Origin of the sequence: Planktothricoides raciborskii GIHE-MW2, from assembly GCF_040564635.1 — a bacterium.
GTDB lineage: Bacteria > Cyanobacteriota > Cyanobacteriia > Cyanobacteriales > Laspinemataceae > Planktothricoides > Planktothricoides raciborskii.
The window spans coordinates 5,309,459-5,333,555 of the sequence record NZ_CP159837.1 but is presented as its reverse complement, the minus strand read 5'-3'; the positions used below and the strand labels follow the sequence as shown (position 1 = coordinate 5,333,555).

The 24,097-nt window shown below is 44.7% G+C and carries 14 protein-coding genes and 4 pseudogenes; 15 read left to right on the top strand and 3 right to left on the bottom strand.

Going from position 1 to position 24,097, the window contains the following annotated elements; translation table 11 throughout:
* Positions 1-48: 48 nt before the first annotated feature.
* Both ABWT76_RS22815 and ABWT76_RS22810 read right to left on the bottom strand, forming a co-directional pair.
* On the bottom strand, positions 49-1,194 hold the full coding sequence (locus ABWT76_RS22815) for a reverse transcriptase domain-containing protein (RefSeq protein ID WP_354634997.1): 1,146 nt from the start codon (positions 1,192-1,194) through the stop codon (positions 49-51).
* Complete coding sequence (locus tag ABWT76_RS22810; protein WP_255353291.1) at positions 1,158-1,697, bottom strand: reverse transcriptase N-terminal domain-containing protein; 540 nt, start codon at positions 1,695-1,697, stop codon at positions 1,158-1,160. Before ABWT76_RS22810 ends, ABWT76_RS22815 begins: the two co-directional genes overlap by 37 nt.
* Positions 1,698-3,327: 1,630 nt before the next feature.
* Here ABWT76_RS22810 and ABWT76_RS22805 point away from each other — a divergent pair.
* The 13 genes and pseudogenes from ABWT76_RS22805 (at position 3,328) to ltrA (ABWT76_RS22745) (ending at position 20,364) form a co-directional block, all read left to right on the top strand.
* Positions 3,328-4,584, top strand: coding sequence for a response regulator (locus ABWT76_RS22805; protein WP_054470161.1), 1,257 nt, complete (start codon positions 3,328-3,330; stop codon positions 4,582-4,584).
* A 740-nt stretch (positions 4,585-5,324) separates the two neighbouring features.
* Positions 5,325-5,690 (top strand): response regulator transcription factor, encoded by a 366-nt coding sequence (locus tag ABWT76_RS22800; protein ID WP_054470163.1) that lies wholly within the window; start codon positions 5,325-5,327, stop codon positions 5,688-5,690.
* A gap of 11 nt (positions 5,691-5,701) precedes the next feature.
* A complete protein-coding gene (locus ABWT76_RS22795; RefSeq protein WP_054470166.1) occupies positions 5,702-6,223 on the top strand; it encodes a CheW domain-containing protein in 522 nt (173 codons plus the stop codon).
* Between the two features lie 167 nt (positions 6,224-6,390).
* Positions 6,391-9,969 (top strand): methyl-accepting chemotaxis protein, encoded by a 3,579-nt coding sequence (locus ABWT76_RS22790; protein WP_354634995.1) that lies wholly within the window; start codon positions 6,391-6,393, stop codon positions 9,967-9,969.
* A 366-nt stretch (positions 9,970-10,335) separates the two neighbouring features.
* The gene (locus ABWT76_RS22785) at positions 10,336-10,992 is read left to right on the top strand and encodes a hypothetical protein (RefSeq protein WP_054470170.1); all 657 of its coding nucleotides are present in this window, start codon (positions 10,336-10,338) and stop codon (positions 10,990-10,992) included.
* A 5-nt stretch (positions 10,993-10,997) separates the two neighbouring features.
* Entirely contained in the window at positions 10,998-11,417 is a 420-nt protein-coding gene (locus ABWT76_RS22780) for a hypothetical protein (RefSeq protein WP_054470173.1), read from the top strand.
* The gene (locus ABWT76_RS22775; RefSeq protein WP_054470175.1) at positions 11,417-11,617 is read left to right on the top strand and encodes a hypothetical protein; all 201 of its coding nucleotides are present in this window, start codon (positions 11,417-11,419) and stop codon (positions 11,615-11,617) included. Before ABWT76_RS22780 ends, ABWT76_RS22775 begins: the two co-directional genes overlap by 1 nt.
* A gap of 135 nt (positions 11,618-11,752) precedes the next feature.
* A complete protein-coding gene (locus ABWT76_RS22770) occupies positions 11,753-12,163 on the top strand; it encodes a transposase family protein (protein WP_054470177.1) in 411 nt (136 codons plus the stop codon).
* 94 nt (positions 12,164-12,257) lie between these two features.
* Positions 12,258-12,356: pseudogene (locus ABWT76_RS22765) on the top strand (hypothetical protein); the annotation flags it as partial.
* A 1,601-nt stretch (positions 12,357-13,957) separates the two neighbouring features.
* Positions 13,958-14,497 carry a reverse transcriptase N-terminal domain-containing protein gene (locus ABWT76_RS22760; protein ID WP_354634992.1) on the top strand — a complete coding sequence of 180 codons (540 nt, stop codon included), beginning with the start codon at positions 13,958-13,960 and terminating at the stop codon, positions 14,495-14,497.
* A complete protein-coding gene (locus ABWT76_RS22755) occupies positions 14,461-15,606 on the top strand; it encodes a reverse transcriptase domain-containing protein (RefSeq protein ID WP_354634991.1) in 1,146 nt (381 codons plus the stop codon). The genes ABWT76_RS22760 and ABWT76_RS22755 overlap by 37 nt, the downstream gene beginning before the upstream one ends.
* A gap of 715 nt (positions 15,607-16,321) precedes the next feature.
* Positions 16,322-17,974 (top strand): group II intron reverse transcriptase/maturase, encoded by a 1,653-nt coding sequence (gene ltrA, locus ABWT76_RS22750; RefSeq protein WP_354634715.1) that lies wholly within the window; start codon positions 16,322-16,324, stop codon positions 17,972-17,974.
* Positions 17,975-18,623: 649 nt separating this feature from the next.
* Positions 18,624-20,364 (top strand): annotated as a pseudogene (gene ltrA / locus ABWT76_RS22745) (group II intron reverse transcriptase/maturase).
* A gap of 169 nt (positions 20,365-20,533) precedes the next feature.
* Here ltrA (ABWT76_RS22745) and ABWT76_RS22740 read toward each other — a convergent pair.
* Positions 20,534-21,842, bottom strand: a pseudogene (locus tag ABWT76_RS22740) (ISNCY family transposase).
* Positions 21,843-22,217: 375 nt separating this feature from the next.
* On the opposite strand from ABWT76_RS22740, the pseudogene ABWT76_RS22735 reads away from it, so the two are divergent.
* Both ABWT76_RS22735 and ABWT76_RS22730 read left to right on the top strand, forming a co-directional pair.
* Positions 22,218-22,977: pseudogene (locus ABWT76_RS22735) on the top strand (IS5 family transposase).
* 493 nt (positions 22,978-23,470) lie between these two features.
* Positions 23,471-24,097 carry an IS607 family transposase gene (locus tag ABWT76_RS22730; protein ID WP_054470490.1) on the top strand — a complete coding sequence of 209 codons (627 nt, stop codon included), beginning with the start codon at positions 23,471-23,473 and terminating at the stop codon, positions 24,095-24,097.

Sequence of the window (24,097 nt, the reverse complement as noted above, 5' to 3'; positions counted from 1 at the left end):
AGCCCCTAAGAACCGGACTTGACACTTTCGTATCATCCGGCTCAAGCCTTATTTCAAGCGATTGGACTTGGATTTGCTGTGTACCTGCTTATGACACGCTTGGTGTAGATGCACAAGGTTTTCAATGTCGTTTTGTCCGCCTTCTGCAACAGGTGTTATATGATGGGTTTCAATTTCCTCACCGTTGAATAAAGGTTCGCCACAGATAGGGCATTTCCAGTTTTGGTTTTGGGCGATTTTATAATTCCGGGAATTTTTCTCCCAGTAGCTCTTACCATATTTCTGGTGACGTTTTTTCCAGTATTCCTTGAGGCTCGGATCGTCCGGTGACGCTTCCCCTTTGACCTTTACATGGCGCTCGATTGGAGTGTAAGTTATTGGGTAGAGAATTATTTCAACCTCTTTCCCTCGCCGTTTGTCTGTACCTGTACAGGCGAACGTCCACTTATTGCCTTTTATGGTCTTAAAGTAACGTTTCCGAATCCATTTTGTGTTTTTGTTGGGATGCCGACGCTTCGCCCAACTCCAAAGGTAGTACCACACTCTTGATGAGATGTAGCTGAAGGTTACTTTGCTCACTACCCCTTTGTAGTAGTTAGCAAAACCTCGGAGAATCGGATTTAGCTTTTTAATGACTACTTCCTGTTCACAACCATTCATTGCCTTTATTTCTTCGCCTATCCTTTTACAGAAGGCTAAAACCTTCTTTTTGGATGGCTTGATAAGCAGTTTGCCGTTATAGTGGCGGTGGTTGAAACCGAGAAAGTCAAAGCCCTTTTCTATTGATGTAATAACCGTTTTCTCCGTGCTTAATTCAAGTCCTCTTTCTGATAACCATTGCTGGATTCTGGTCTGGGCTTTTTCAAGACTTCCTTTGTCTTTAGCAGTGACTATAAAGTCGTCTGCATACCGCACGATGCCTAGTTTTGGGTTGGTGGTTTTAATGAATTGTTCCAAACCATGCAGTCCAATGTTGGCCAGTAGGGGTGAGATTACCCCACCTTGCGGTGTTCCCGTCTTTGTGGGGTTGATATCCCCTTTGAGAACATAGCCAGCTTTTAACCATCTTTGGATTAAATCCCGTTTAGGTAGGTTTCCTAATTGTTTCAAGATGGATTCATGGGCAATATTATCGAAAAATCCTTTGATGTCAGCTTCTAGAACCCAAGTGTCTCTGCCTTTTTGAAGTCGCATAAAAGTCCAATGGCATCTTGACAGCTTCTTCCGGGTCTGAATCCGTAGGAGTTTGGCTCAAACACGGGTTCCCATTCGGGTTCTAATGCATTCATTACTATTGCCTGTTCGATTCTGTCACGCACGGTTGGGATTCCTAGCGGTCGTATCTTTCCGTTTGGCTTTGGTATCATTACCCGTTTGGTTGGGCTTTGAGTTCCGCCATTCCAGTTGTTTACCAGCTTCACCCTTTGTTCTGGGGTATTGACTATTTCCTTGTCAATTCCTGCCGTTGCTTTTCCTTTATTGGTTTGGGTGATTTTCCTCACTGACAATAGTAAGTTGGCGTGGCTTCTTAACATCAACTTTTGCAAACTTCTTAGTTTGCGAAAGTTACCAAGTTTTCTCGCGAGAAAGATTCTTTGACGTAAGTTCCTAACCAGCTTGTTGACTTTTTGCCAGTTAATTTGGCTCCAATCTTCCAGTGGCTTCTTTGGTCCGTTTGTTGCTTTTAGCTGCGACATCTAACTTGTCCTCAGATATGGTTTTTACTGTCTGGTCTCTTTCTCATAAGACCCAAGGCAAGTCTGCTGTTCCTTTCGGTCAGGGGCAAATTTTGAACCCCTATCTCCCCATTACAGGGATGCTTTCGCTTTTTGCCTCATCCTCTACCCTCCAGAGAGTTCTGCCTTCCTTGCGGTCTGCTTACTATGGGATTCGACCTTCCCATAGACTCTGTAGGGCTTACCCTGTTGTGTCGTTTGATTGTCCGTCCTCTCGTTAGGTGCTGCCTCTTCTGCGGTGAGAGTTTGGCCACACGCCTTGATGACCATTAAGCACCAAGGCCACCCACTTTACCTTTTGGTTCGAGCCTGTCAGCCTTATTTGGCTCGTTTCACGATGACGCAGTTTGAATGGCAATTCATTTTCATTCACCATTGAGAGAGTCCCTCTTGCTCCTAACCGGCTTAGGCTGCTGGCTTCGGCTACGTTCGGGGTCTGCATTCCGCCTGTTTCGTTACCTACTAGGGCGTGACCATACCTTTTATGGTATTTTCCGCGAGGGTAGGGGGTGTGACTCCCCTAGTAGGGCCGACCCTACTTACCAAACGACCAGTTCAGGTCGCGCTAATGGATTTCGTGACTACGATTTAGGCAGTAGCCTATTAGTTCACTAGGTCTTCCGAAACCATTACCAATCGCACGTTTCAGGATTTACCATCCGCTTTTCGCGTGAACGAATCGCACACACTTCTCTATAGTAGTTGAGTCTGACGACCATTAGACCACAGTTGAGTTCACTTCTGGGGCTGACCCAAGCAACAATTGCTGGAATAAGCCAATTTGGAACTCAATACAATCGGGTATAACATCTTTTATTAGCACATTAATCACAGTTATGATAACCAGCAGTGATTGGTTTTTGATGATTCCCGCCCACTCAGAAAACTATGACACGCGCATTAGTAGGCGACTGGTGGGTCATCTCTGTCTTCGCTGCCGGGTCGATCGGTGGCCAAAGGAGGGACGGGGGGGGAGGCAAATCAGTTATCCAGAACCCTTTTAGGGTTGTGAGTGTCTGAAGCGGAGGATGTTCTCGTGGTTGCCATCAGACCATCCCAGGCGATCGCCGCAAGGGTTAGGCGTGGCTGAGGGGGCGAAGCATTCGCGCAATCAGTTATTGCTTTCTCGCCCCTACAGCCCCTAGAAATCTTGTGAATGATCTTGTGAATGATTTTCTGTCAAAACCGTGGTAATGACCTCAGTCATCCCTAGCCAATGGGAGCCAATGGTTTTTGAAGTTCATATCACATCTCACTTGTGCGAGATATCTCCCGGAAATGATCCTCATCAAACCTGATTTGTGGACATCATTTCTCCTGATTTCTGCTGATTTATTCTTTGCTGAATAGACCTCGATTAAAGTCCTGATTAAATTTCCATCAACAAATTATGAAGTTGATCCGTCATTCACAGTAGAATCATCATCCCGATCGCTGATTCCTCTCAAAAAATGTCAGTCATTTCAAATCGTTTAAAAAAAGTCTAGCCTTCAGTTCATATGACATCATAGCGGAATTTCACGATTAAACAGCGTTAATCGCCAGCAAACCTCTAGTTTTAAACAGTTTTTAAGGAGAAACTTTTAGTTGAATGCAGGGCAATTTAAATGAAATCGACATCCGCAGCATACTGCAACTCGTGGAGTTAGGGCAACGAACCGGCGAATTGTTTGTGGAAACCTATCGATCTGGTCACAGTGTTGTCTTGGGACCGAGAACAATTCATCGAGCAATATCTGGACGTTCTTTATCAACAGGTTCTTGGTTTGTATTTGTCTCTAACGGACAAATCGTCTATGCTGCCGATCCGAATGTCAAGTTATCTCGTTTGCGAGACTATCTGCGGCGTTACAATCTAGAGAACAGCTTAGATAGCACCCAATCCATGTCGATTTCCTCTACGAATGCACTGGAGTATGGCTATCTTTGGGCTTTATTAGAAGAGCAGATTATCACCCCATCTCAAGGGCGCAGTATTGTCCAAGGGATGATTCGAGAAACTTTATTTGATCTCTTAAGTCTCCATCAAGGATCATTTATTTTTGAAATCGGATCCGCCCTAGCTCCCCAATTAGTTTCTCTGGAAATTTCTCCTTTACTGACAAAAATGATTAAGCAGGTTCAGGAGTGGAACCAGTTTTATCCTCATATTCAATCTCCTAATCAGTGTCCCGTGATTTCTGATGTTCTTCAGTTACGCCAAGCTTTGCCGGAAAATACCTTTAAAAGTCTAAGTCGCTGGGCGGATGGCACGACAACTCTGCGGCAAATGTCCCGTTATTTAAATCGCGATATTCTCACCGTGGCCCGAGCAATTTATCCCTTCGTGCAGCTAGGATTAGTGCAATTATTTTATCCAGAAGCCAAAAATGAGGATGCGGATTTAAGTTCATCAAAATTTTCTTGGAAATCTCCTTCAGCAATTCCCAGAGTTGTTTGCATTGATGATGATGTGAGCATTGGCAAAACCGTAGAGTATATTCTTCAGCAACATGGCTATGAAGTTACGGCAATTGTCAATCCTTTAAAAGCTCTGAGTCTGGTATTTCAATTAAAGCCTGACTTGATTCTTTGTGATATTACTATGCCCGAACTTGATGGTTATGAAATTTGTGCCATGCTCCGCCAATCTAACGCTTTTCGCCTAACTCCGATGATTATGTTGACGGGTCTAGATGGCTTTATTAATCGGATTAAAGCGCGAATGATTGGAGCCAATGACTATTTAACAAAACCCTTTGGAGAAAGTGAACTGCTGATGCTGATTGAAAAATATATTGGCTCTGGAGATCCCGATCGCCCAGAGCCAGAAATTTTGTTGGCTGATACATTTGATACGCCAGTTTAATTCATCACCGGAGACATTACGGATACATTGCTGTGCATCACCCAGAATGACCATATGCAAAAAAACCGATTGATTAAAAAAATTTATGGAGTTGCCTTGGTCTGAGTCAATTTAGCGTAAAAAAGCGTTAAAAATCGATCGACAAATATCCATAAATATCAATTACCGAAATCGTCAAGGCTTCCCCCAGTCGAAAAAGTCAGGCTCCAAATGCTCAGGGGTCAGGATTGCCATAAGGTGCCAAGGGATGTCTAGCTTCGTTTTCACCGGTGGAAACCGCGAGGGTTGGCGAAGAGAACCCCCAGCATGACTAAAAGCCAAATGACTAAAAGCCAGAGCATCCCCTCCAGTGGCATCCGGCAAACCCCAATACCTTGAATCTCGAAACCTATTGTCAGATTAACCAAGACAATGGAGCAAAATCAAAACATGAGCAAAATGTATGTAAATCTATAATATGGTGATAACTCGATGTGTCAATAGAGCAATTTCGCTCTTGGGGGCCATTTTCTGTTATGGTAACGGGTAAAAGTGCCAATATAATCATATCTATTTCAAATTCTACCGAAACAAATGCCAATACTGGAGCTATGGCGATCGCCAAAGTTAATCATTGACCCCAAATCCCTATCGACTGGTTCTGTAGGGCAGGTGACATTATATCCAGTTGGGCAGGCTCGGTGGAGCTTTCCCGTTAATTTTCCCGTGAATATTTTGAGGCAGCAAGTAGGTAGGAAGTGATGAGCAACGTTCTAGTTGTGGAAGACAGTCTGACGCAACGGGAGATGATCACAGACCTCCTGAAAAAGAGTGGTTTAACCGTCACAGTCGCGACAGATGGGTTGGAAGCCTTGGAAACAATCCAAGCTCAACCGCCAGATATAGTGGTTTTAGACATTGTGATGCCCCGGATGAATGGTTATGAAGTCTGTCGGCGGTTGAAATCTGACCCTAAAACCCAACATATCCTCGTGGTTATGTGTTCATCCAAAGGGGAAGAATTCGATCGCTATTGGGGGATGAAGCAAGGCGCTGATGCTTATATTGCTAAACCCTTTCAACCAACTGAGCTAGTGGGAACTGTCAAACAGCTACTACGAGGGTAAGCACAGAAGCAATGGTAGGAAATCCGGATTTCAACATAGGCAGTGAAGCGGCAGAATTTCAGGAGATTCAAACACCTGAAGGTGAGTTATATCTAAGGTTCTATATATCTTCTGGGGATGAGTTTGCTTTACCCGCCACAGGGATTCGCGAGGTGATCGAAGCTGGATCTGAAGAAATTACTCCCATTCCCAATGTATCTCCTTTTCTGTTGGGGACATTAAATTTACGGGGCCGCGTGATTTGGGTGGCGGATCTCGGGCAATTACTTGGGGATGTCAGTCCGTTAAAAACGGATCGCTCAGAAATTCCTGTGATTGCAGTTGAAGACTCAGACATTATACTAGGATTAGCGGTTGACCGAATTGGAGATACAGACTGGCTGGATGTAAAGTCTTTAATTCAGCCGAATTCTGTTACTGAAACGATGAGGCCGTTTCTCCGAGGTGAATGGGTATTTGGTGAAGAGTCCCAAAGGATTCTCCGATTGCTGGATCAAGGAGAGATTCTCCGCCCAAAACATTGGGCAAGCTAACCAACGTTGCAGCGCTGACCTTTGTTTGGGGCGATCGCCAGGGGAACAGCCTTTCAGCTTGGTTGGCCTGCAACAAACACCGCAAATATAGCAAATATATAAATTAATAACCAGGGTGAAATCATAACCCTGCGGGATGAAACCCTTGTACCGGCAGGAGGCAGGAGATGGAATTAAGCACTGATTATGCAAACGACTATGCGAAAGCATATACAGCATACGAGAATGGTGACTACTCAACGGCGGCTGAAATTATCAATGGATTAGTAGATCATTTTCAAGATGATCCAAATTTATGGCTGCTTCAAGGTCATATTTATTATGGATTGGAGCAGTACGATGTCGCACGAGAACGCTATGAATATGTCCTCAGTTTGACTGAAGATCCCGCCCTGGTCGAGGAAGCCACCAACTGGTTGGCTTACAGTGAGCAATATGCCAATCAAGCTGGGTTGCTGTCTTCTGATATGTCTACAGAAGAATACCCGCAAGGACTACACGATTTAACCTCATATAATGAAAACTCTTTAGAGGATCTGAATGATTTGGAACACGACGTTCCTTACCTTCAAGAAGATCCAGCCGCTTCGCTCAACAGCCATGACTATAGTCTAGATGAACTAGATCCATTGGCCGAAACCGGGGACTATAGTCTAGATGAACTAGATCCATTGGCGGAAACCGGGGACTATAGCCTAGATGAACTAGATCCATTGGCCGAAACCGGGGACTATAGCCTAGATGAACTGGATCCCCTGCCAGAGAACATCGATTACGACTTAGAGGAATCCGAATCATTCTCAGAAAACGGTGTCGAATTTCCGCAACAAGCTCACTCTGTGGTTCTCAATGATGCCCAGCAATTTGAGGAACTGGAATCTCCAGCACAAAATGAAGCCCCAGAAAATATAGAGATTGCCCAAGATCCCGACCTCGTGACTGATGTGTTAGAAAACATGGGGGGATCGGTGTTTCATGCGGTTGCCTCCGACCCATCAGAAGACTTGGAATTACAAACTGCTGAATTTGCCCCAGTCTTTGATCAGGACATGGATGGGGAATTCATTCCTGACGAAGATTACGACGAATTAGCTCAAGATAATCCATTTAATACGTCAGGAAGTTTTACTTTAGATGATCGAGACAGCGAAGCCTTTGAAGATGATCCATTTGCGATTGATGAAGAACTACTGGCGGCTGTTGAAGAAACTGAATGGGCCAATTCAGGCTTAACGGATTTACCAGACTTTTTACCGACAGAAGAAATGCCTGATTTGCTCGGTGAATCTGATGAAGAAAATGAAGAAGTCCCTGACTTATCTCCCCAGCCACAAGCAGGAATCTTAGATGATTCCGAGGCAGAAGAAGTCGAAGATTTTGACGATGCATTTGATGATTTTGATGATGCTTTTGCCTTTGATGATCGAGAATATGAAGAATATGAAGAATATGAAGAATATGAAGAGGTCAAAAGCGGCGAATTAGAACCAGAATCCTTAGAACCTATCTCGGCGAGTAATGCCGCTAGATCCTCTGAGGAAATTTCCCCATCTCCAGGGTTGATGTCCGAGCCGGAAAATTTAGAGTCCGTCTCTGATGATGATTTTCCTGAAGATGCCTTTGCTGATGATGACGATTTTTTCCAAATGGACGAACCAGAAATTATTAATGGTTCACGACCCCATGAATTCATGGATGAGGAAGAGGATTTGATGGGTGAAGGGGCGACTTTGTTAATGGGAACTCAAGAATTAGAATCCCGAGCCTCTCAAGCGATGTTGCATCCGCAACGCTCCGCGAACGAATCTTCTAAAATTCAGCTTTCTCTGTCGAACGAAGCCAGTCCATTTAGCAATACGGACAAATCCTCCGCCAAACCAGCAACGTTTAATTCTAAATCTTCTAATAATGGCAAAGGCGAAATCTCTAGTTTTGCTTTAGATGATGATGAGTTTGATGCTGCTTTTGATGAGGATGATTTGGCCGATTCAGCATATGGTGTATCCTCTCGCCATCATGTTGACTTTTTAGATAATTGGGATGATGACTTTGATGTAGACAAATTACATAATTTTGATCTCCCAGAAGATACCAGTGGAGCGATGACCAGTGGTAGTGCATTTGATTTTACTTCTGGAGATCCTAGCGCGGCAGCAATTTTGGATGATAATTTAGTCTTTGCCGATGGTACTGAGGGTTCTGTCATCCGGGATGAGGAAATTTTTAGTATTACCGGCACAGGAGATCACGTCCCACCCCTGCCCTTAGAGAGTCCATCAATAGAAGTCTCCAGTAGTAGCTCGGACGGGACATTGCTCAGTTTTTTGGACAATGCGCCGCTCAAACAAAAACAAATCTGGATTTCTTTGATTGGTGGGGCAGCAGCAGCTTTGGCGGTGGCTACAGTTTCGTATAGTACGTCTCAAGTTGAAGGGCGTCAACTCAGAGATGCGCTGATGACCGGGGCGGCGCTTACTTCCAGTTTTTTAACCACATTTAGTCTGGGTCGTTGGACGGCGGAACATATGCGGCGTTCCACTGAAGACTTGATTAAGCAATTCGATGCCATGTCTGATGGAAATCTGAATGTTTCCACTCGTGTTTATTCCGAAGATGAACTCGGTGAGTTGGCGACTAAATTTAATCTTATGTCTCGGATCATGCTCAGTACGACCCGAGATGCACAGCGGCGGGCGGAAGAAATGGAGGAAGCTAAGGAAGATTTACAGCGTCAGGTGATTCGACTGCTCGATGATGTGGAAGGAGCGGCTCGTGGAGATTTAACGGTGGCCGCAGAGGTGACGGCGAACGTGCTGGGTGCGGTGGCGGACTCTTTTAACTTGACGATTCAAAACTTGCGGGAAATTGTGGTTCAGGTGAAGTTGGCGGCGCGACAAGTGACCCAAGGAGCCAATGATAGTGAGAAATTTGCCCGTAATTTAGCCGCGAATGCTTTGCGGGAAGCGGAAGAATTAGCGGCGACCCTGAATTCGGTTCAGGTGATGACTGATGCGATTCAACGGGTGGCGGAAGCAGCTAGAGAAGCGGAGGCGGTGGCCAAAGATGCTTCCAATGCCGCCATCAAAGGTGGGGAGGCTGTTGACCAGACGGTGGGTGGGATTCTGGAAGTTCGAGAAACGGTGGCGGAAACGACCCGGAAAGTGAAGCGGCTGGCAGAATCTTCTCAGGAAATTTCTAGGATTGTGGCTTTGATTAACGCGATCGCTGGTCGAACAAACTTACTAGCCTTGAATGCGAGTATTGAAGCGGCTCGTGCCGGTGAAGCGGGAAAGGGTTTTGCCATTGTGGCTGATGAGGTGCGACAGTTGGCCGACCGTTCAGCCAAGGCTCTGAAAGATATTGAGCAAATTGTGATGCAAATTCAGGGGGAAACCAACTCCGTGATGACGGCGATGGAGGAAGGTCAACAACAGGTGATTAAAGTAACCCAGCTTTCCGAACAAGCCAAGCAATCCCTGGACAATATTATTCAAGTGACGAATCGGATTGATGTTCTGGTGCGAGCGATTACGGCGGATACGGTGGAGCAAAATGAAGTGGCTCGTGCGGTATCTCAGGTGATGCAAGCCGTTGAACATACGGCACAGGAAACTTCTCAGGAATCTCAGAAAGTGTCGATTTCTCTCCAAAATCTGGTGGGTGTCGCGAGAGACCTCTTAACTTCTGTGGAGCGTTTCCGGGTAGATACTGGAGAGCGAGCCCATCGAGGCTTTGGGGCTGATTAGATCAAAAAGCCCTTCTTGACTCCTGGGTTCGGGAGTTGATCCAAGGGTAATCGCGATTGTGCTCCGGGGATTTCTTTGACGGTGGTAAATTCCGCACGGAATTAGGTAAATTAAAAGTATCCGTATGGCTCAAAACAATTGATATTACCTTGTTTCAACCTGAATCAGTAACCGCTAAAAAGTGTAGTTGAGTCAAAAAGGAGTCAGAAAAATCAAACCCCCAAATCAGGATTATATGAGGAATACAGCGATAAAATCGCTAAAACCTTAGAATTTTGCAAGCGTAAGGCTGATGAGTGTCCAAAAGGGGTTACTTTCCACTTAACCAAGGTTGAGTCAGGTAAGGGATACACCTATCGCCTCAAGTTGCAATTTGTTAATCCTAAAACTGGTAAACGGTCATCCAAAAAATTTGGTATCAGTTCATTTACTGAAAAATCTGTAATCGAAGCATTACAGAAAGCACATAAGGTAGCTAACGCTTTAAAGACAATTAAAACATCTAGTGAATTTTGGGAATGGTATGACCGGGAAATCTTGGGTAAGAATGAGATTGCTAATGACCTCATAACCTACCGTGAGATATTTCAACAGATAGAAGATAAATACTTTTCTGGTAAGCATCGCAATACAGGACGTAAACGCACTAAAGATCCTAATCAATTTGGTGGCATTAGTGACTTAACAAGCTACTATAATGCTTATGGGAAATATTTTGAAAAATTTCCAGATTGGGATAAATATCCTATTTGGGATGAAATAAAAGAAATTTGGTTATCTTGTGAACAGGGATCGGCTACTTTTCTGGTTGCCAAAATTGCAATTAAAGCCATTTGTGAACGTTGCCCTAATTCTGATGAATTGATTAAAAAAATAAACAGGATTGACACAGTTCAAACAGAATTTCGCGAAAAACAATCTATTGCTTTAGAAGATTACCTCAAATGGTATTGGCTTACGATGAAATACCGTCATTGCGTTGCAAAAATTGGCGAATTGCTCGTGAATCATGGCTATGGGTAGCATCAATGTGTGTTTTGTATGGATTAAGTCCTACAGAAATAGCATCCGCCCAAAATTTGTATAAACCATTTACTGCTGACGGTGAAACTGTTTACCCATTAACTGATCGCGAGAACAATCCTTATGCTGCCTTGGTGATTGGTGAATTCACTAATTTTGGTGCATCTACTAAAACAGGTTATCGTGTAATTAGTCCAGTGCCATTACCAAATTTATGGAATGATTTGCAAATTTTTAAGCCTATGCTGCCAACTTATACGCCACGGCAAAACATTAAACCGAAAAGTATTGCCGATGGTTTTAATCAAAAATTTGGCGGTCAAATGGAATCTTACGGATGCCCGGTATACCAGAAATATGCTTTTCGGCATTTATACAACCAATTGCTTGAAGTGGCATATCCACCCCTATTCGGTCACGATTAATGGGTCACTCTGAAGCTACCAATACTGATAAATACAAAAAACGTCGTAACCTTAAAACTGAATTAGTAATCATTACCGCTAATCAGAATCAACCGTTAAGTTATGAACTGGCAATCAAAGAATTGCAAAATCAAGGAATAGATATTAACTTACCGGAAGTTAAGGCAATATTCCGGATTATTTATCGGTTAAAAGATTAATTAATTGATAAATAACAATTCTAGGCACTAGGGTTAATTTTCTAGTGTCTTTTATTTCATCTATCTACAATAGACATCTCCAAAATAAAAACAAGAGCGGTGTTACTTGTGGTATAAGATAATTTTACCCGGTCAATGAGCCAACTGAGAGATTATATCGACAAGCATCCAGAATCAGCCAAAAGGCTGGTCGGACTAGATTACTCACAGCTAATAGAGTTAATTAGTCATGCAGAAAGATTACAGAATCAGCAAAAAGAAGCGGCAGAAAATAATAAGATTAGAATTATCAAAGCAGGCGGGGGACGACCGCCTAAGTTAAGTTTGAGTGACCAAATTCTCCTGACTTTGGTTTATTTGGATAATTTGCCAACCTTTCAAATGTTAGGAGTTCAATTTGGCGTCAGTGAATCAGCCGCCAATTACATCTTTCATTACTGGTTGGGTATTTTAAGAGAGTTGCTGCCAGCTTCTCTGGTAGATAAACTAAAAAAAATGAGTCATCATGGGCATGGATATCAGAAATATTGTCTGAGTTCGAGTTAATAGTAGATAGCTCTGAGCAGCCCATGCTAAGGCCGACAGCCTATCAAAAGCAAAAAAAAATTATTCAGGCAAGCAGAAAAAACACACTTTTAAAAACCAATTAATAGTAATGCATTCAGGCCAAGAGATAGTCGATGTAGTAGTTGGAAATCCTGGTATAACTAGCGATATAATTATTTGGCGCGATCGCTGATCATAATTCAGCGATCGCCAAAAAATTCAAGGGGATAAAGCAGAAGTGGGAGACCCCCGAATTGATACGCCTCAGAAAAAAACCAGAAATTAAGAAATCACAGAAAAAGTCAAGCAATCAAACCAATAAAAAGCTAAAAAAATGGTCGTAGTAGAGCATTTAATTAGGTTGGTAAAAAATTTTCGGATAGCGGGCAAAAGATTTCGGTTAAAGGCTGACAGTTATAACCGCGTAATTATGTATGTGGATTAATTAGATTGAGAATCGGTGCCCTAGTAATTTAGAGCGTTTTGGCTCAAAATTTAGTGATAAATATGAAATAAATATCCCGAATAAATTTGTTTTATTTTGACATCAATACTGTCAAATACTTATCATACCGTTGATTTCTGCATACAGGTCAGTTTAAATCTAGAAACCCAGAAATCAATGGGGTAAAGGCTTTGGAAGTTTTTGGAGATGTCTATTGGTTCTGTGACTGAGCAAATAAGTTCGTCACCTTAACCCTTTGCCCTTTTGGGCGCAGCGTTTCAAGCAGTTTCGCTACTCAATAATTAAGAGGGTTCAAGTCAGGAGTTCGCTTTCGCTACCTATGAGCGCTTGACTTGCTGGCTATCTTGGATATCTGCTTAATCCTTACCAGCTTTCTAGCCCGCTTCACAAGGGAAGATAGTGAGTCTCCGGGCCTAGTGTCGATGACCTAGAGAGGTGTTGTCCTCTCTGGAATCCAGGTCTTACGGGACTATCCCAAACACCTTGAGAGTTATCTGGGTTCTAGGGTTGCCTCTAACCCAGACCACGCGAACGTTTCAGGTATTACCATCCACTTTCCGCGTGAACGAATCGCACCACTATTTAGATTATAATAAAACCACAAGTGCGACTCGTTCACGCGGAAAATGGAGGGTAACACCCGAAATGTGCGCGTGGTAATGGTTTAGGTTGACGCAGTGTACTAACAGGCACCCGCCTGGACTCGTAAGTCACGAACTATTAGCGCGACCTGAACTGGTCGTTTGGTAAGTAGGGTCGGCCCTACTAGGGGAGTCACACCCCCTACCCTCGCGGAAAATACCATAAAAGGTATGGTCACGCCCTAGTAGGTAACGAAACAGGCGGAATGCAGACCCCGAACGTAGCCGAAGCCAGCAGCCTAAGCCGGTTAGGAGCAAGAGGGACTCTCTCAATGGTGAATGAAAATGAATTGCCATTCAAACTGCGTCATCGTGAAACGAGCCAAATAAGGCTGACAGGCTCGAACCAAAAGGTAAAGTGGGTGGCCTTGGTGCTTAATGGTCATCAAGGCGTGTGGCCAAACTCTCACCGCAGAAGAGGCAGCACCTAACGAGAGGACGGACAATCAAACGACACAACAGGGTAAGCCCTACAGAGTCTATGGGAAGGTCGAATCCCATAGTAAGCAGACCGCAAGGAAGGCAGAACTCTCTGGAGGGTAGAGGATGAGGCAAAAAGCGAAAGCATCCCTGTAATGGGGAGATAGGGGTTCAAAATTTGCCCCTGACCGAAAGGAACAGCAGACTTGCCTTGGGTCTTATGAGAAAGAGACCAGACGGTAAAAACCATATCTGAGGACAAGTTAGATGTCGCAGCTAAAAGCAACAAACGGACCAAAGAAGCCACTGGAAGATTGGAGCCAAATTAACTGGCAAAAAGTCAACAAGCTGGTTAGGAACTTACGTCAAAGAATCTTTCTCGCGAGAAAACTTGGTAACTTTCGCAAACTAAGAAGTTTGCAAAAGTTGATGTTAAGAAGCCACGCCAACTTACTATTGTCAGTGAGGAAAATCACCCAAACCAATAAAGGAAAAGCAACGGCAGGAATTGACAAGGAAATAGTCAATACCCCAGAGCAAAGGGTGAAGCTGGTAAACAACTGGAATGGCGGAACTCAAAGCCCAACCAAACGGGTAATGATACCAAAGCCAAACGGAAAGTTACGACCGCTAGGAATCCCAACCGTGCGTGACAGAATCGAACAGGCAATAGTAATGAATGCATTAGAACCCGAATGGGAACCCGTGTTTGAGCCAAACTCCTACGGATTCAGACCCGGAAGAAGCTGTCAAGATGCCATTGGACTTTTATGCGACTTCAAAAAGGCAGAGACACTTGGGTTCTAGAAGCTGACATCAAAGGATTTTTCGATAATATTGCCCATGAATCCATCTTGAAACAATTAGGAAACCTACCTAAACGGGATTTAATCCAAAGATGGTTAAAAGCTGGCTATGTTCTCAAAGGGGATATCAACCCCACAAAGACGGGAACACCGCAAGGTGGGGTAATCTCACCCCTACTGGCCAACATTGGACTGCATGGTTTGGAACAATTCATTAAAACCACCAACCCAAAACTAGGCATCGTGCGGTATGCAGACGACTTTATAGTCACTGCTAAAGACAAAGGAAGTCTTGAAAAAGCCCAGACCAGAATCCAGCAATGGTTATCAGAAAGAGGACTTGAATTAAGCACGGAGAAAACGGTTATTACATCAATAGAAAAGGGCTTTGACTTTCTCGGTTTCAACCACCGCCACTATAACGGCAAACTGCTTATCAAGCCATCCAAAAAGAAGGTTTTAGCCTTCTGTAAAAGGATAGGCGAAGAAATAAAGGCAATGAATGGTTGTGAACAGGAAGTAGTCATTAAAAAGCTAAATCCGATTCTCCGAGGTTTTGCTAACTACTACAAAGGGGTAGTGAGCAAAGTAACCTTCAGCTACATCTCATCAAGAGTGTGGTACTACCTTTGGAGTTGGGCGAAGCGTCGGCATCCCAACAAAAACACAAAATGGATTCGGAAACGTTACTTTAAGACCATAAAAGGCAATAAGTGGACGTTCGCCTGTACAGGTACAGACAAACGGCGAGGGAAAGAGGTTGAAATAATTCTCTACCCAATAACTTACACTCCAATCGAGCGCCATGTAAAGGTCAAAGGGGAAGCGTCACCGGACGATCCGAGCCTCAAGGAATACTGGAAAAAACGTCACCAGAAATATGGTAAGAGCTACTGGGAGAAAAATTCCCGGAATTATAAAATCGCTCAAAACCAAAACTGGAAATGCCCTATCTGTGGCGAACCTTTATTCAACCGGGAGGAAATCGAAACCCACCATATAGTACCTGTTGCAGAAGGGGGAAAAAACGACATTGAAAACCTTGTGCATCTACACCAAGCGTGTCATAAGCAGGTACACAGCAAATCCAAGTCCAATCGCTTGAAATAAGGCTTGAGCCGGATGATGCGAAAGTGTCAAGTCCGGTTCTTAGGGGAGGGGAGGGGAGTAATCCCTGAACCTTACCCGACCAACTGTGGATTTGTTGTCCTAAATGGAAGAGTGCGACCTGAAAGGTCAATTGGTAAGTAGAGCCGGCTCTACTAGGGGAGTCACACCCCCTACCCTCGCGGAAAATACCAGAAATGGTATGGTCACGCCCCAGTAGGTAACGAAACAGGCGGAATGCAGACCCCGAACGTAGCCGAAGCCAGCAGCCTAAGCCGGTTAGGAGCAAGAGGGAGTCTCTCAACGGTGAATGAAAATGAACTGTCATTCAAACTGCGTAATTTAGGAACGAGCCAAATAAGGCTGACAGGCTCGAACCAAAAGGTAAGTGGGTGGTTTTGATGTTTTTTCTTCATCAAGGCGTGTGATCAAAACCCCACCGCAGGAGAGGCAGCACCTAACGAGAGAACGGACAACCAAATGATACAACAGGGTAAACCCCACAGAGTCTATGGGAAGGTCGAATCCCGTAGTAAGCAGACCGTAAGGAAAGCAGAACTCTCTGGGGGGTAAAGGATGAGGCAAAAAGCGAAAGCCTCCCTGTAATAAGGAGGATAGGGGTTCAAAATTTGCCCCTGACCGAAAGGAACAGCAGACTTGCCTTGGGTCTTATGAGAAAGAGACCAGACAATAAAAACCGTATCTGAGGACAAGTTAGATGTCGCAACCAAATGCAACAAACGGACTAAAGAAACCACTGGAAGACTGGAGCCAAATTAACTGGCGAAAAGTCAACAAGCTGGTTAGGAATTTACGTCAAAGAATCTTTCTCGCGAGAAAACTTGGTAACTTTCGTAAACTGAGAAGTCTACAAAAGTTAATGTTAAGAAGCCACGCAAACTTACTATTGTCAGTGAGGAGAATCACCCAAACCAATAAAGGAAAAGCAACGGCAGGAATTGACAAGGAAATAGTCAATACCCCAGAGCAAAGGGTGAAGCTGGTAAACAACTGGAGAGGCGGAACTCAAAGCCCAACCAAACGGGTAATGATACCAAAGCCAAACGGAAAGTTACGACCGCTAGGAATCCCAACCTTGCGCGACAGAATCGAACAGGCAATAGTAATGAACGCACTAGAACCCGAATGGGAACCCGTGTTTGAGCCAAATTCCTACGGATTCAGACCCGGAAGAAGCTGTCAAGATGCCATTGAACAAAGTTTTATCAGACTTTGTAAAGGCAGAGACACTTGGGTTTTAGAAGCTGACATCAAAGGATTTTTCGATAACATTGCCCATGAATCCATCTTGAAACAATTAGGAAACTTCCCTAAAAGGGATTTAATCCAAAGATGGTTAAAAGCTGGCTATGTTCTCAAAGGGGAATTCAACCCCACAAAGACGGGAACACCGCAAGGAGGGGTAATCTCACCCCTACTAGCCAACATTGGACTGCATGGTTTGGAACAACTCGTTAAAACCACCAATTCAAAATTAGGCATTGTGCGGTATGCAGACGACTTTATAGTTACTGCCAGAGACAAGGGAAGTCTTGAAAAAGCCCAGACCAGAATCCAGCAATGGTTATCAGAAAGAGGACTTGAATTAAGCACGGAGAAAACGGTTATTACATCAATAGAAGACGGCTTTGACTTTCTCGGTTTCAACCACCGCCACTATAACGGCAAACTGCTTGTCAAACCATCCAAAAAGAAGGTTCTAGCCTTCTGTAAAAGGATAGGCGAAGAAATAAAGGCAATGAATGGTTGTGAACAGGAAGTAGTCATTAAAAAGCTAAATCCGATTCTCCGAGGTTTTGCTAACTACTACAAAGGGGTAGTGAGCAAAGTAACCTTCAGCTACATCTCATCAAGAGTGTGGTACTACCTTTGGAGTTGGGCGAAGCGTCGGCATCCCAACAAAAACACAAAATGGATTCGGAAACGTTACTTTAAGACCATAAAAGGCAATAAGTGGACGTTTGCCTGTACAGGTACAGACAAACGACGAGGAAAAGAGGTAGAAATAATTCTCTACCCAATAGCTTACACCCCAATCGAGCGCCATGTAAAGGTCAAAGGGGAAGCGTCACCGGACGATCCGAGCCTCAAGGAATACTGGGAAAAACGTCACCAGAAATATGGTAAGAGCTACTGGGAGAAAAACTCCCGGAATTATAAAATCGCTCAAAACCAAAACTGGAAATGCCCTATCTGTGGCGAACCTTTATTCAACCGGGAGGAAATCGAAACCCACCATATAGTACCTGTTGCAGAAGGGGGAAAAAACGACATTGAAAACCTTGTGCATTTACACCAAGCGTGTCATAAGCAGGTACACAGCAAATCCAAGTCCAATCGCTTGAAATAAGGCTTGAGCCGGATGATGCGAAAGTGTCAAGTCCGGTTCTTAGGGGAGGGGAGGGGAGTAATCCCTGAACCTTACCCGACCAAATACCCGGATTTTCTGGCAAAAGAAGAATCTTAACAAAGATTTAAAAATTGTCAGGGGTAATTAGGCATCAGCCCCACCCGGAGACTCACTATTCACTGGTGTGAAGCGGGTTGAAAAGGAGGTAACGCTTAACCAGTAAGGGAATCCCTTCGAGCCAATTAGTCAAGGTCAGCCGTGAGGCTTTCTGTCCGACTTGAACCCTCTCAATTATTAAGTAGCGAAATCTGGTTGATACGCTGCGACCAAAAAGGTCACGGGGAATGGGTAGGTAAATTCTGTGGTTGCCTACAAAGATACGGAGTTGTATATCTCACGTATTAACGAAATCCCAAAAGTACCCAGGGGGAGAGGGCAGCATCCTAAAACTAATAATCCCAAATCCACGGAACGAATTAAAGCCCATATTGGCTCTCAGGATAGGTCGATAATCCTAAGTAGTGATAAGTGTAAGCGCAAGCCACATGGGTGAGAGATGCAGTGCAGAAGCCAAAGACCAGCCTAATAACTGGTATATGCTGACAGCCTGTGCCTAAGTTGAATTGTAGAGTCTCAAGTAGTGATATATATGTCCAAAACACGACAAAAGTCGATGGTGGAATGGAACGGAATCCCCTGGAAATTAGTACAGCGGAAAGTGTTCAAGCTCCAAAAGAGAATCTACAGAGCGGCTAGTAAGGGCAACGAGGTCATAGCAAAAGGGCTTCAAAAACTACTGTTAAAGTCATACTACGCGAAACTACTCGCCGTAAGGCAAGTAACCCAACTCAATAGAGGAAAGAAGACAGCCGGGGTAGACGGGATAAAATCACTAACACCCGTACAAAGGCTCAGCCTGGCCTCCAGACTGTCACTAACCAATAAGGCCAAAGCAGTCCGCAGAGTATGGATACCAAAACCCGGACGGGATGAAAAACGCCCCCTGGGGATACCAACAATAGAGGATAGAGCGCGTCAGGCATTGGTAAAAATGGCACTAGAGCCGTATTGGGAATCCCAATTTGAGGAAACCTCGTATGGTTTTAGGCCAGGTAGGTCAACACATGACGCCGTAGCCAGAATATATCTTGTAATAAACAAGAAACCTAACTATGTTCTGGATGCGGATATATCCAAATGTTTTGACAAAATCAACCACATTTACTTACTGAAAAAGCTCCAATGTCCAGCAAAAATCCGACACCAAGTAAAAATTTGGTTAAAAGCCGGAATCATGGACAGAGGAGCCTTTGAAAAGCCAGAGGCAGGTACACCCCAAGGTGGGGTTATCTCACCCCTTTTGGCCAACATAGCACTAGATGGGATGATTCGGGATGTAGAAAGTCAATTTCCTATGTACAGCAAAAAAGGCTTATACACACCCCCTGTCAGAATCATTAGATACGCCGATGATTTTGTGGTACTACACCCAGAGTTAGAGGTCATCCATAAGGCTAAAGCGGCAATTGAAGCTTGGCTAAAACCAGTTGGTCTGGAATTAAAACCAGAAAAAACCAGGATATGTCACACCCTTAATCAGTTGGTTACAGGAAGTGAATTGACTGTAACTCCCGGTTTTGATTTCTTGGGATTCAACATCCGACAATATCCAGTTGGAAAACACAAATCAGGGAAAAACCCCCAAGGGAAACTACTGGGATATAAAACCCTGATTAAGCCGAGTAAGAAAGCAATCAAAGCTCACCATGTAGCCCTAAAAGAAGTTATTAAGACCCACAAAACAGCCCCGCAAGCGGGACTCATTGGTAGATTAAATCCAATGATTAAAGGGTGGGCAAACTACTATTCAGGGGTAGCAGCTAAGGAAACGTTCTCATCAGAAGACATGGTTCTTTGGCAAATGCTCAGAGCATGGTCAGTAAGTAGACGTGGAAGAAAACAAAAAGCCCAAGCAATACGCAAGTATTACCGCAAAGGCCGACATGGTACATGGACGTTTGCCGCAGCAGACGGACTAACGCTATGGAAACACGCGGACGTCGAAATTAAACGACATACCTTAGTCAAGCCTGACAAATCTCCGTATGACGGCGACTGGGTTTACTGGAGTACCAGGCGAGGACAAGACATCGAAGCCCCCACAAGAGTGGCAAAACTGCTGAAAAAGCATGCATGGTAAATGTCCATATTGCGGGCAATACTTCACAAGCAGCGACCTGCTCGAAGTAGACCACATCATCCCTAGAAGCCAAGGCGGAAAGGATGAATACAAAAACCTGCAATTGCTTCACGCTCATTGTCACGACTTAAAGTCAAGATATGACGGAAGCGCCCAAGGGCAACAGGAAGAAGAACTGCCACTCTGGTAGTCGTACCCATGAAAAGGGTCAAATTAGGTAGGAGCCTATTGCCGTGAAAGTGGCACGATGGGTTCTGAATGGGAGGTGGGGAGAGCGATTTCCCCATCGACCCCTAATATTAATTAAAATCGTTGATTAGTTTAGTGGTTATTCCCTCAGCAATTCTCATTTTGGAAATTTAACTGCTATTGGGGGGAATCTCTAGCTCAAGTCCCTGGAGCATGAAGGTGAGCAGGTGATCCCAGTTGTCGAAATACAGATACCGGGTTAAAGCCCGTAAATCATCAAAAAAGGTCTGGCGAGTCGGCAGATGGCCTCGCAGCCGTTTATATTTCTCGTCGAGCCGCTCCAGCAGCGGATGAAAGAGTAGGGACAAGATATTCAGAGTTGCCAGAAAGGCAGCCAGATGCTGTTTGCCATGGCCGAAGTTATGTTCGAGATGGTAGCCTTTGGTCTTGAGGGTATTGTTATTCTCGTTCTCAACCTTCCAACGAGTGCGACCGGCTTGAACAATCTCAGCTACGTTATCATCAGTAAGGGTGTAGCGGGTCACAAAGGCGTTATGGTAAATCACCTTTTGGTCAGGACGGCTGACAGTTACCTCACACCAGTTCACCAACAGCGCATCCGCCGCGTCTTTGAGGGGCAAGTCATTGAGATATCGGTAAGTCCAGGTTTCCTCAACTTTTCCCGTCCACCTTTTGCTGATGACTGTTGGTAGGTCAATCCCCTCAAGATGGTTATAAAGCGTAGTGTGGGAATCTGGGCGACAGACCAAGATAAAGTCCAACTGGTGGTCTAACAGTAGCTGACACAGGGGTTGGTGGCAGTACAAGTCATCGCCTAACACCGTTACCTTCAAGCGACTCAAGCTCGGACCATGCTGGTTCAACCACCGCTTCGCAGCGGCATTCTCACAGTCTTGTTTGTCATGACCGTCTTGGGGGCGGACAAACTCAGGGACTAACGGAATCACCTGAGTCTGCCCTGGACAGACGATGACTGGAGTGACCACGCTATGGAAGTGTTGAATGTCTCCTGACCTCAAGGTGCGTGTCGAGCAGCCAGGACAGTGGATTTGAGTTGAACTGAAGTATTCCGTCCCATCCATAGCAACCAACAGGGTGTCGGCCACAGACCGGAAGTCCTTCAACTGACCCTGTTCGTCCAACATCTGTAGGATTTCCTCGAATACGGGAAACAGCTCCTCCGCCACAACCCCGTCGAGCAAGTCCCGGATGTGGTTGTCGCAAGGAATCTTATGCACTCCAAACAGGCTTTGAGCATTGCTTTGACCCTTATTGCCTGCCATCTTGCGCTGGTAGGCCAGGAAGGACGGGGTTTGGGTGAAGAACACCCCTGCATGCGCTCAACGCAGCATCCTCCATTCCATAGCGGGTATTTTTACCTCGGCGCTTGTCCGGTAGCGACGACAAGCGCTCGCGAAAAGAACTCACTACAGTGTCAAACCAACCTGGCTTTTTCAAGGGCTCTGGCTCTCTTGGGTTTTGCAGATATCATTACCATACAGGTCTCAAGGGGACTTGAACAGTTTTTTGCCAAAATGAGAATTGCTGTTATTCCCTAGCGGTAGTTGACTCATTTAACCAGTATGGTATGTTGATATTGAGTCAAGATTGAGTCACGTAGCATCAAAAGTAGATTGAGTTAACGCTCATAAGCCTTACAGGATAAAGGATTAAGTGGCATAAACACAGAATAATTAAACGTATCTGGGGTTGTTGCCTAATACGATAAAACACATTCCTTGTCTAGGGCGTGTCATCAATTGGAAGACTTGACAAAAAGCAGGAGAAATGCAGAGGTAGAAGCAGAAAACTTTTTAGATCATCAGGTGAATTATGCGCCGTTACGCTCTCAGAGACGACCAATGGGAAAAAATTGAGCCTCTGCTTCCGGGCAGAAAAGGACATGTCGGAGTTACGGCCAAAGATAATCGTCTCTTTGTTGAAGCAGTTCTCTATCGCTATCGTGCCGGTATTCCTTGGCGTGATTTACCCGACAGATTTGGTGATTTTAGGGTGATTCACACTCGATTTAGTCGTTGGTGTCGTTCTGGGGTGTGGGAGAATATCTTCGAGTTACTGGCAGAAGATGCGGATGATGAATATGCCATGATTGATAGTACGATTGTGCGAGCCCATCAACACAGTGCCGGGGCGGAAAAAAAGGGGGAGAAGACCAAGCCATTGGACGTAGCAAAGGGGGGTTGAGCACTAAGATTCATGCCACTTGTGATCCACTGGGGAATCCGACCGGATTTCATTTAACTGCGGGGCAAGCCCATGACTTAGAGGGAGCGGATGTCTTGTTACCAGAGATAGAAGCGGAGGCAGTTTTAGCAGACAAAGCATATGATGCAGATGAGCGAGTTCGAAAGCGATATCTTCCGCCAAAAAATGTGAGGCGGTGATTCCCTCAAAAGGGAATCGCACAGTCTCTTACCCATATGACAAAGAGCTTTATAAAGCCCGTCATTTAATTGAGAACTTTTTTGCCCGTCTGAAGCAATATAGAGCGATTGCAACTCGTTATGATAAGACTGCTCGTAATTTTTTAGGAGCAATTTATCTCATCGCTTCTGTCATTTGGCTTAATTGATGACACGCCCTAGCTGGTTGGCTTTTGAATTCAATCCCATATCCGACTTGCGTATGAACCCTATCTGTCCGGTGATCATTGCCGATCAACGGCCATCGATCGCCTATTAATCAAGCGAGACAGCGTAAGTCCTGATAAGTGCTGAAAGCTTCAGGGTGTTGGCTGGCTATGACTCTAGTCTATTAGCGCCGTTCCATCGCACCTCTGGCAATTAGTCCAAGATATCGTGCATACCGATGGGTGCCTCTATTTCACAATTTTTGCAACTCAATCTGTTTGTCGAGATATCTTGAGAGTCTCGTCACGGATCTAGTCCATCAATCTCCAATTTCTCGGTTTCGATGAGCGATCGGCCAGTCAAAACCGGCCATCAAGACCAGCAACGACCCTGAATTGCATAGAAGGCACAGGAGGTTAAAAAAAATATTACTAAACCTTATCATATTTTGTCATCTAGTGCTAGAATGACAGCAACGAGTAATTTTTTAGGCCGATGAAATATGTTACGCCCAGAGAAGCATCTGAATCTCTTGGAGTTGCCATTAGTACATTGCGGCGATGGGACAAACAAGGAAAAATCAAGTCCATCCGAACCCCAGGGGGGCAGCGCCGATTTGCAATTGTTGAGTACGAGCAGGACGCGAAACCAACTATTTGCTATGCAAGAGTCTCTAGTTATTCCCAGCGAGATGACTTGTCTAGACAAGTTGAATTTTTGCGCCACGCATATCCGTCATCTGAAATTGTTCAAGAAATTGGCTCCGGACTCAATTTTAAGCGGAAAAAACTTATCGCCATTTTGGAGCGAATCTACCGGGCTGATGTCGGATGCCTTGTCTGCGCTTACCCCGATAGAATCGTCCGATTTGGATTCCCGCTTATTGAGTGGTTATGCGACCAAGCTGGATGCAAACTCGTGGTTCTTAATCAACGTAATCTCTCTCCAGAAAGAGAACTCGTTGAAGATATCCTGTCCATCCTCCATTGCTTTTCTGCAAGGCTATACGGACTGCGAAAATACAAAAAACAAGTTGAAAAAGTGCTTCAAGAAAAAAGCCAGAAACTCAACGACGAAACGGACTCAGAATGCCGTCAAGAGAATCCGAATATATCCCTGTAA

Coding starts and splice junctions, on each gene's coding strand:
- ABWT76_RS22815 (WP_354634997.1), bottom strand. CDS start 1,194: ATGCGACTTCAAAAAGGCAGAGACACTTGGGTTCTAGAAGCTGACATC.
- ABWT76_RS22810 (WP_255353291.1), bottom strand. CDS start 1,697: ATGTCGCAGCTAAAAGCAACAAACGGACCAAAGAAGCCACTGGAAGAT.
- ABWT76_RS22805 (WP_054470161.1), top strand. CDS start 3,328: ATGCAGGGCAATTTAAATGAAATCGACATCCGCAGCATACTGCAACTC.
- ABWT76_RS22800 (WP_054470163.1), top strand. CDS start 5,325: ATGAGCAACGTTCTAGTTGTGGAAGACAGTCTGACGCAACGGGAGATG.
- ABWT76_RS22795 (WP_054470166.1), top strand. CDS start 5,702: ATGGTAGGAAATCCGGATTTCAACATAGGCAGTGAAGCGGCAGAATTT.
- ABWT76_RS22790 (WP_354634995.1), top strand. CDS start 6,391: ATGGAATTAAGCACTGATTATGCAAACGACTATGCGAAAGCATATACA.
- ABWT76_RS22780 (WP_054470173.1), top strand. CDS start 10,998: ATGTGTGTTTTGTATGGATTAAGTCCTACAGAAATAGCATCCGCCCAA.
- ABWT76_RS22775 (WP_054470175.1), top strand. CDS start 11,417: ATGGGTCACTCTGAAGCTACCAATACTGATAAATACAAAAAACGTCGT.
- ABWT76_RS22770 (WP_054470177.1), top strand. CDS start 11,753: ATGAGCCAACTGAGAGATTATATCGACAAGCATCCAGAATCAGCCAAA.
- ABWT76_RS22760 (WP_354634992.1), top strand. CDS start 13,958: ATGTCGCAGCTAAAAGCAACAAACGGACCAAAGAAGCCACTGGAAGAT.
- ABWT76_RS22755 (WP_354634991.1), top strand. CDS start 14,461: ATGCGACTTCAAAAAGGCAGAGACACTTGGGTTCTAGAAGCTGACATC.
- ltrA (WP_354634715.1), top strand. CDS start 16,322: ATGTCGCAACCAAATGCAACAAACGGACTAAAGAAACCACTGGAAGAC.
- ABWT76_RS22730 (WP_054470490.1), top strand. CDS start 23,471: ATGAAATATGTTACGCCCAGAGAAGCATCTGAATCTCTTGGAGTTGCC.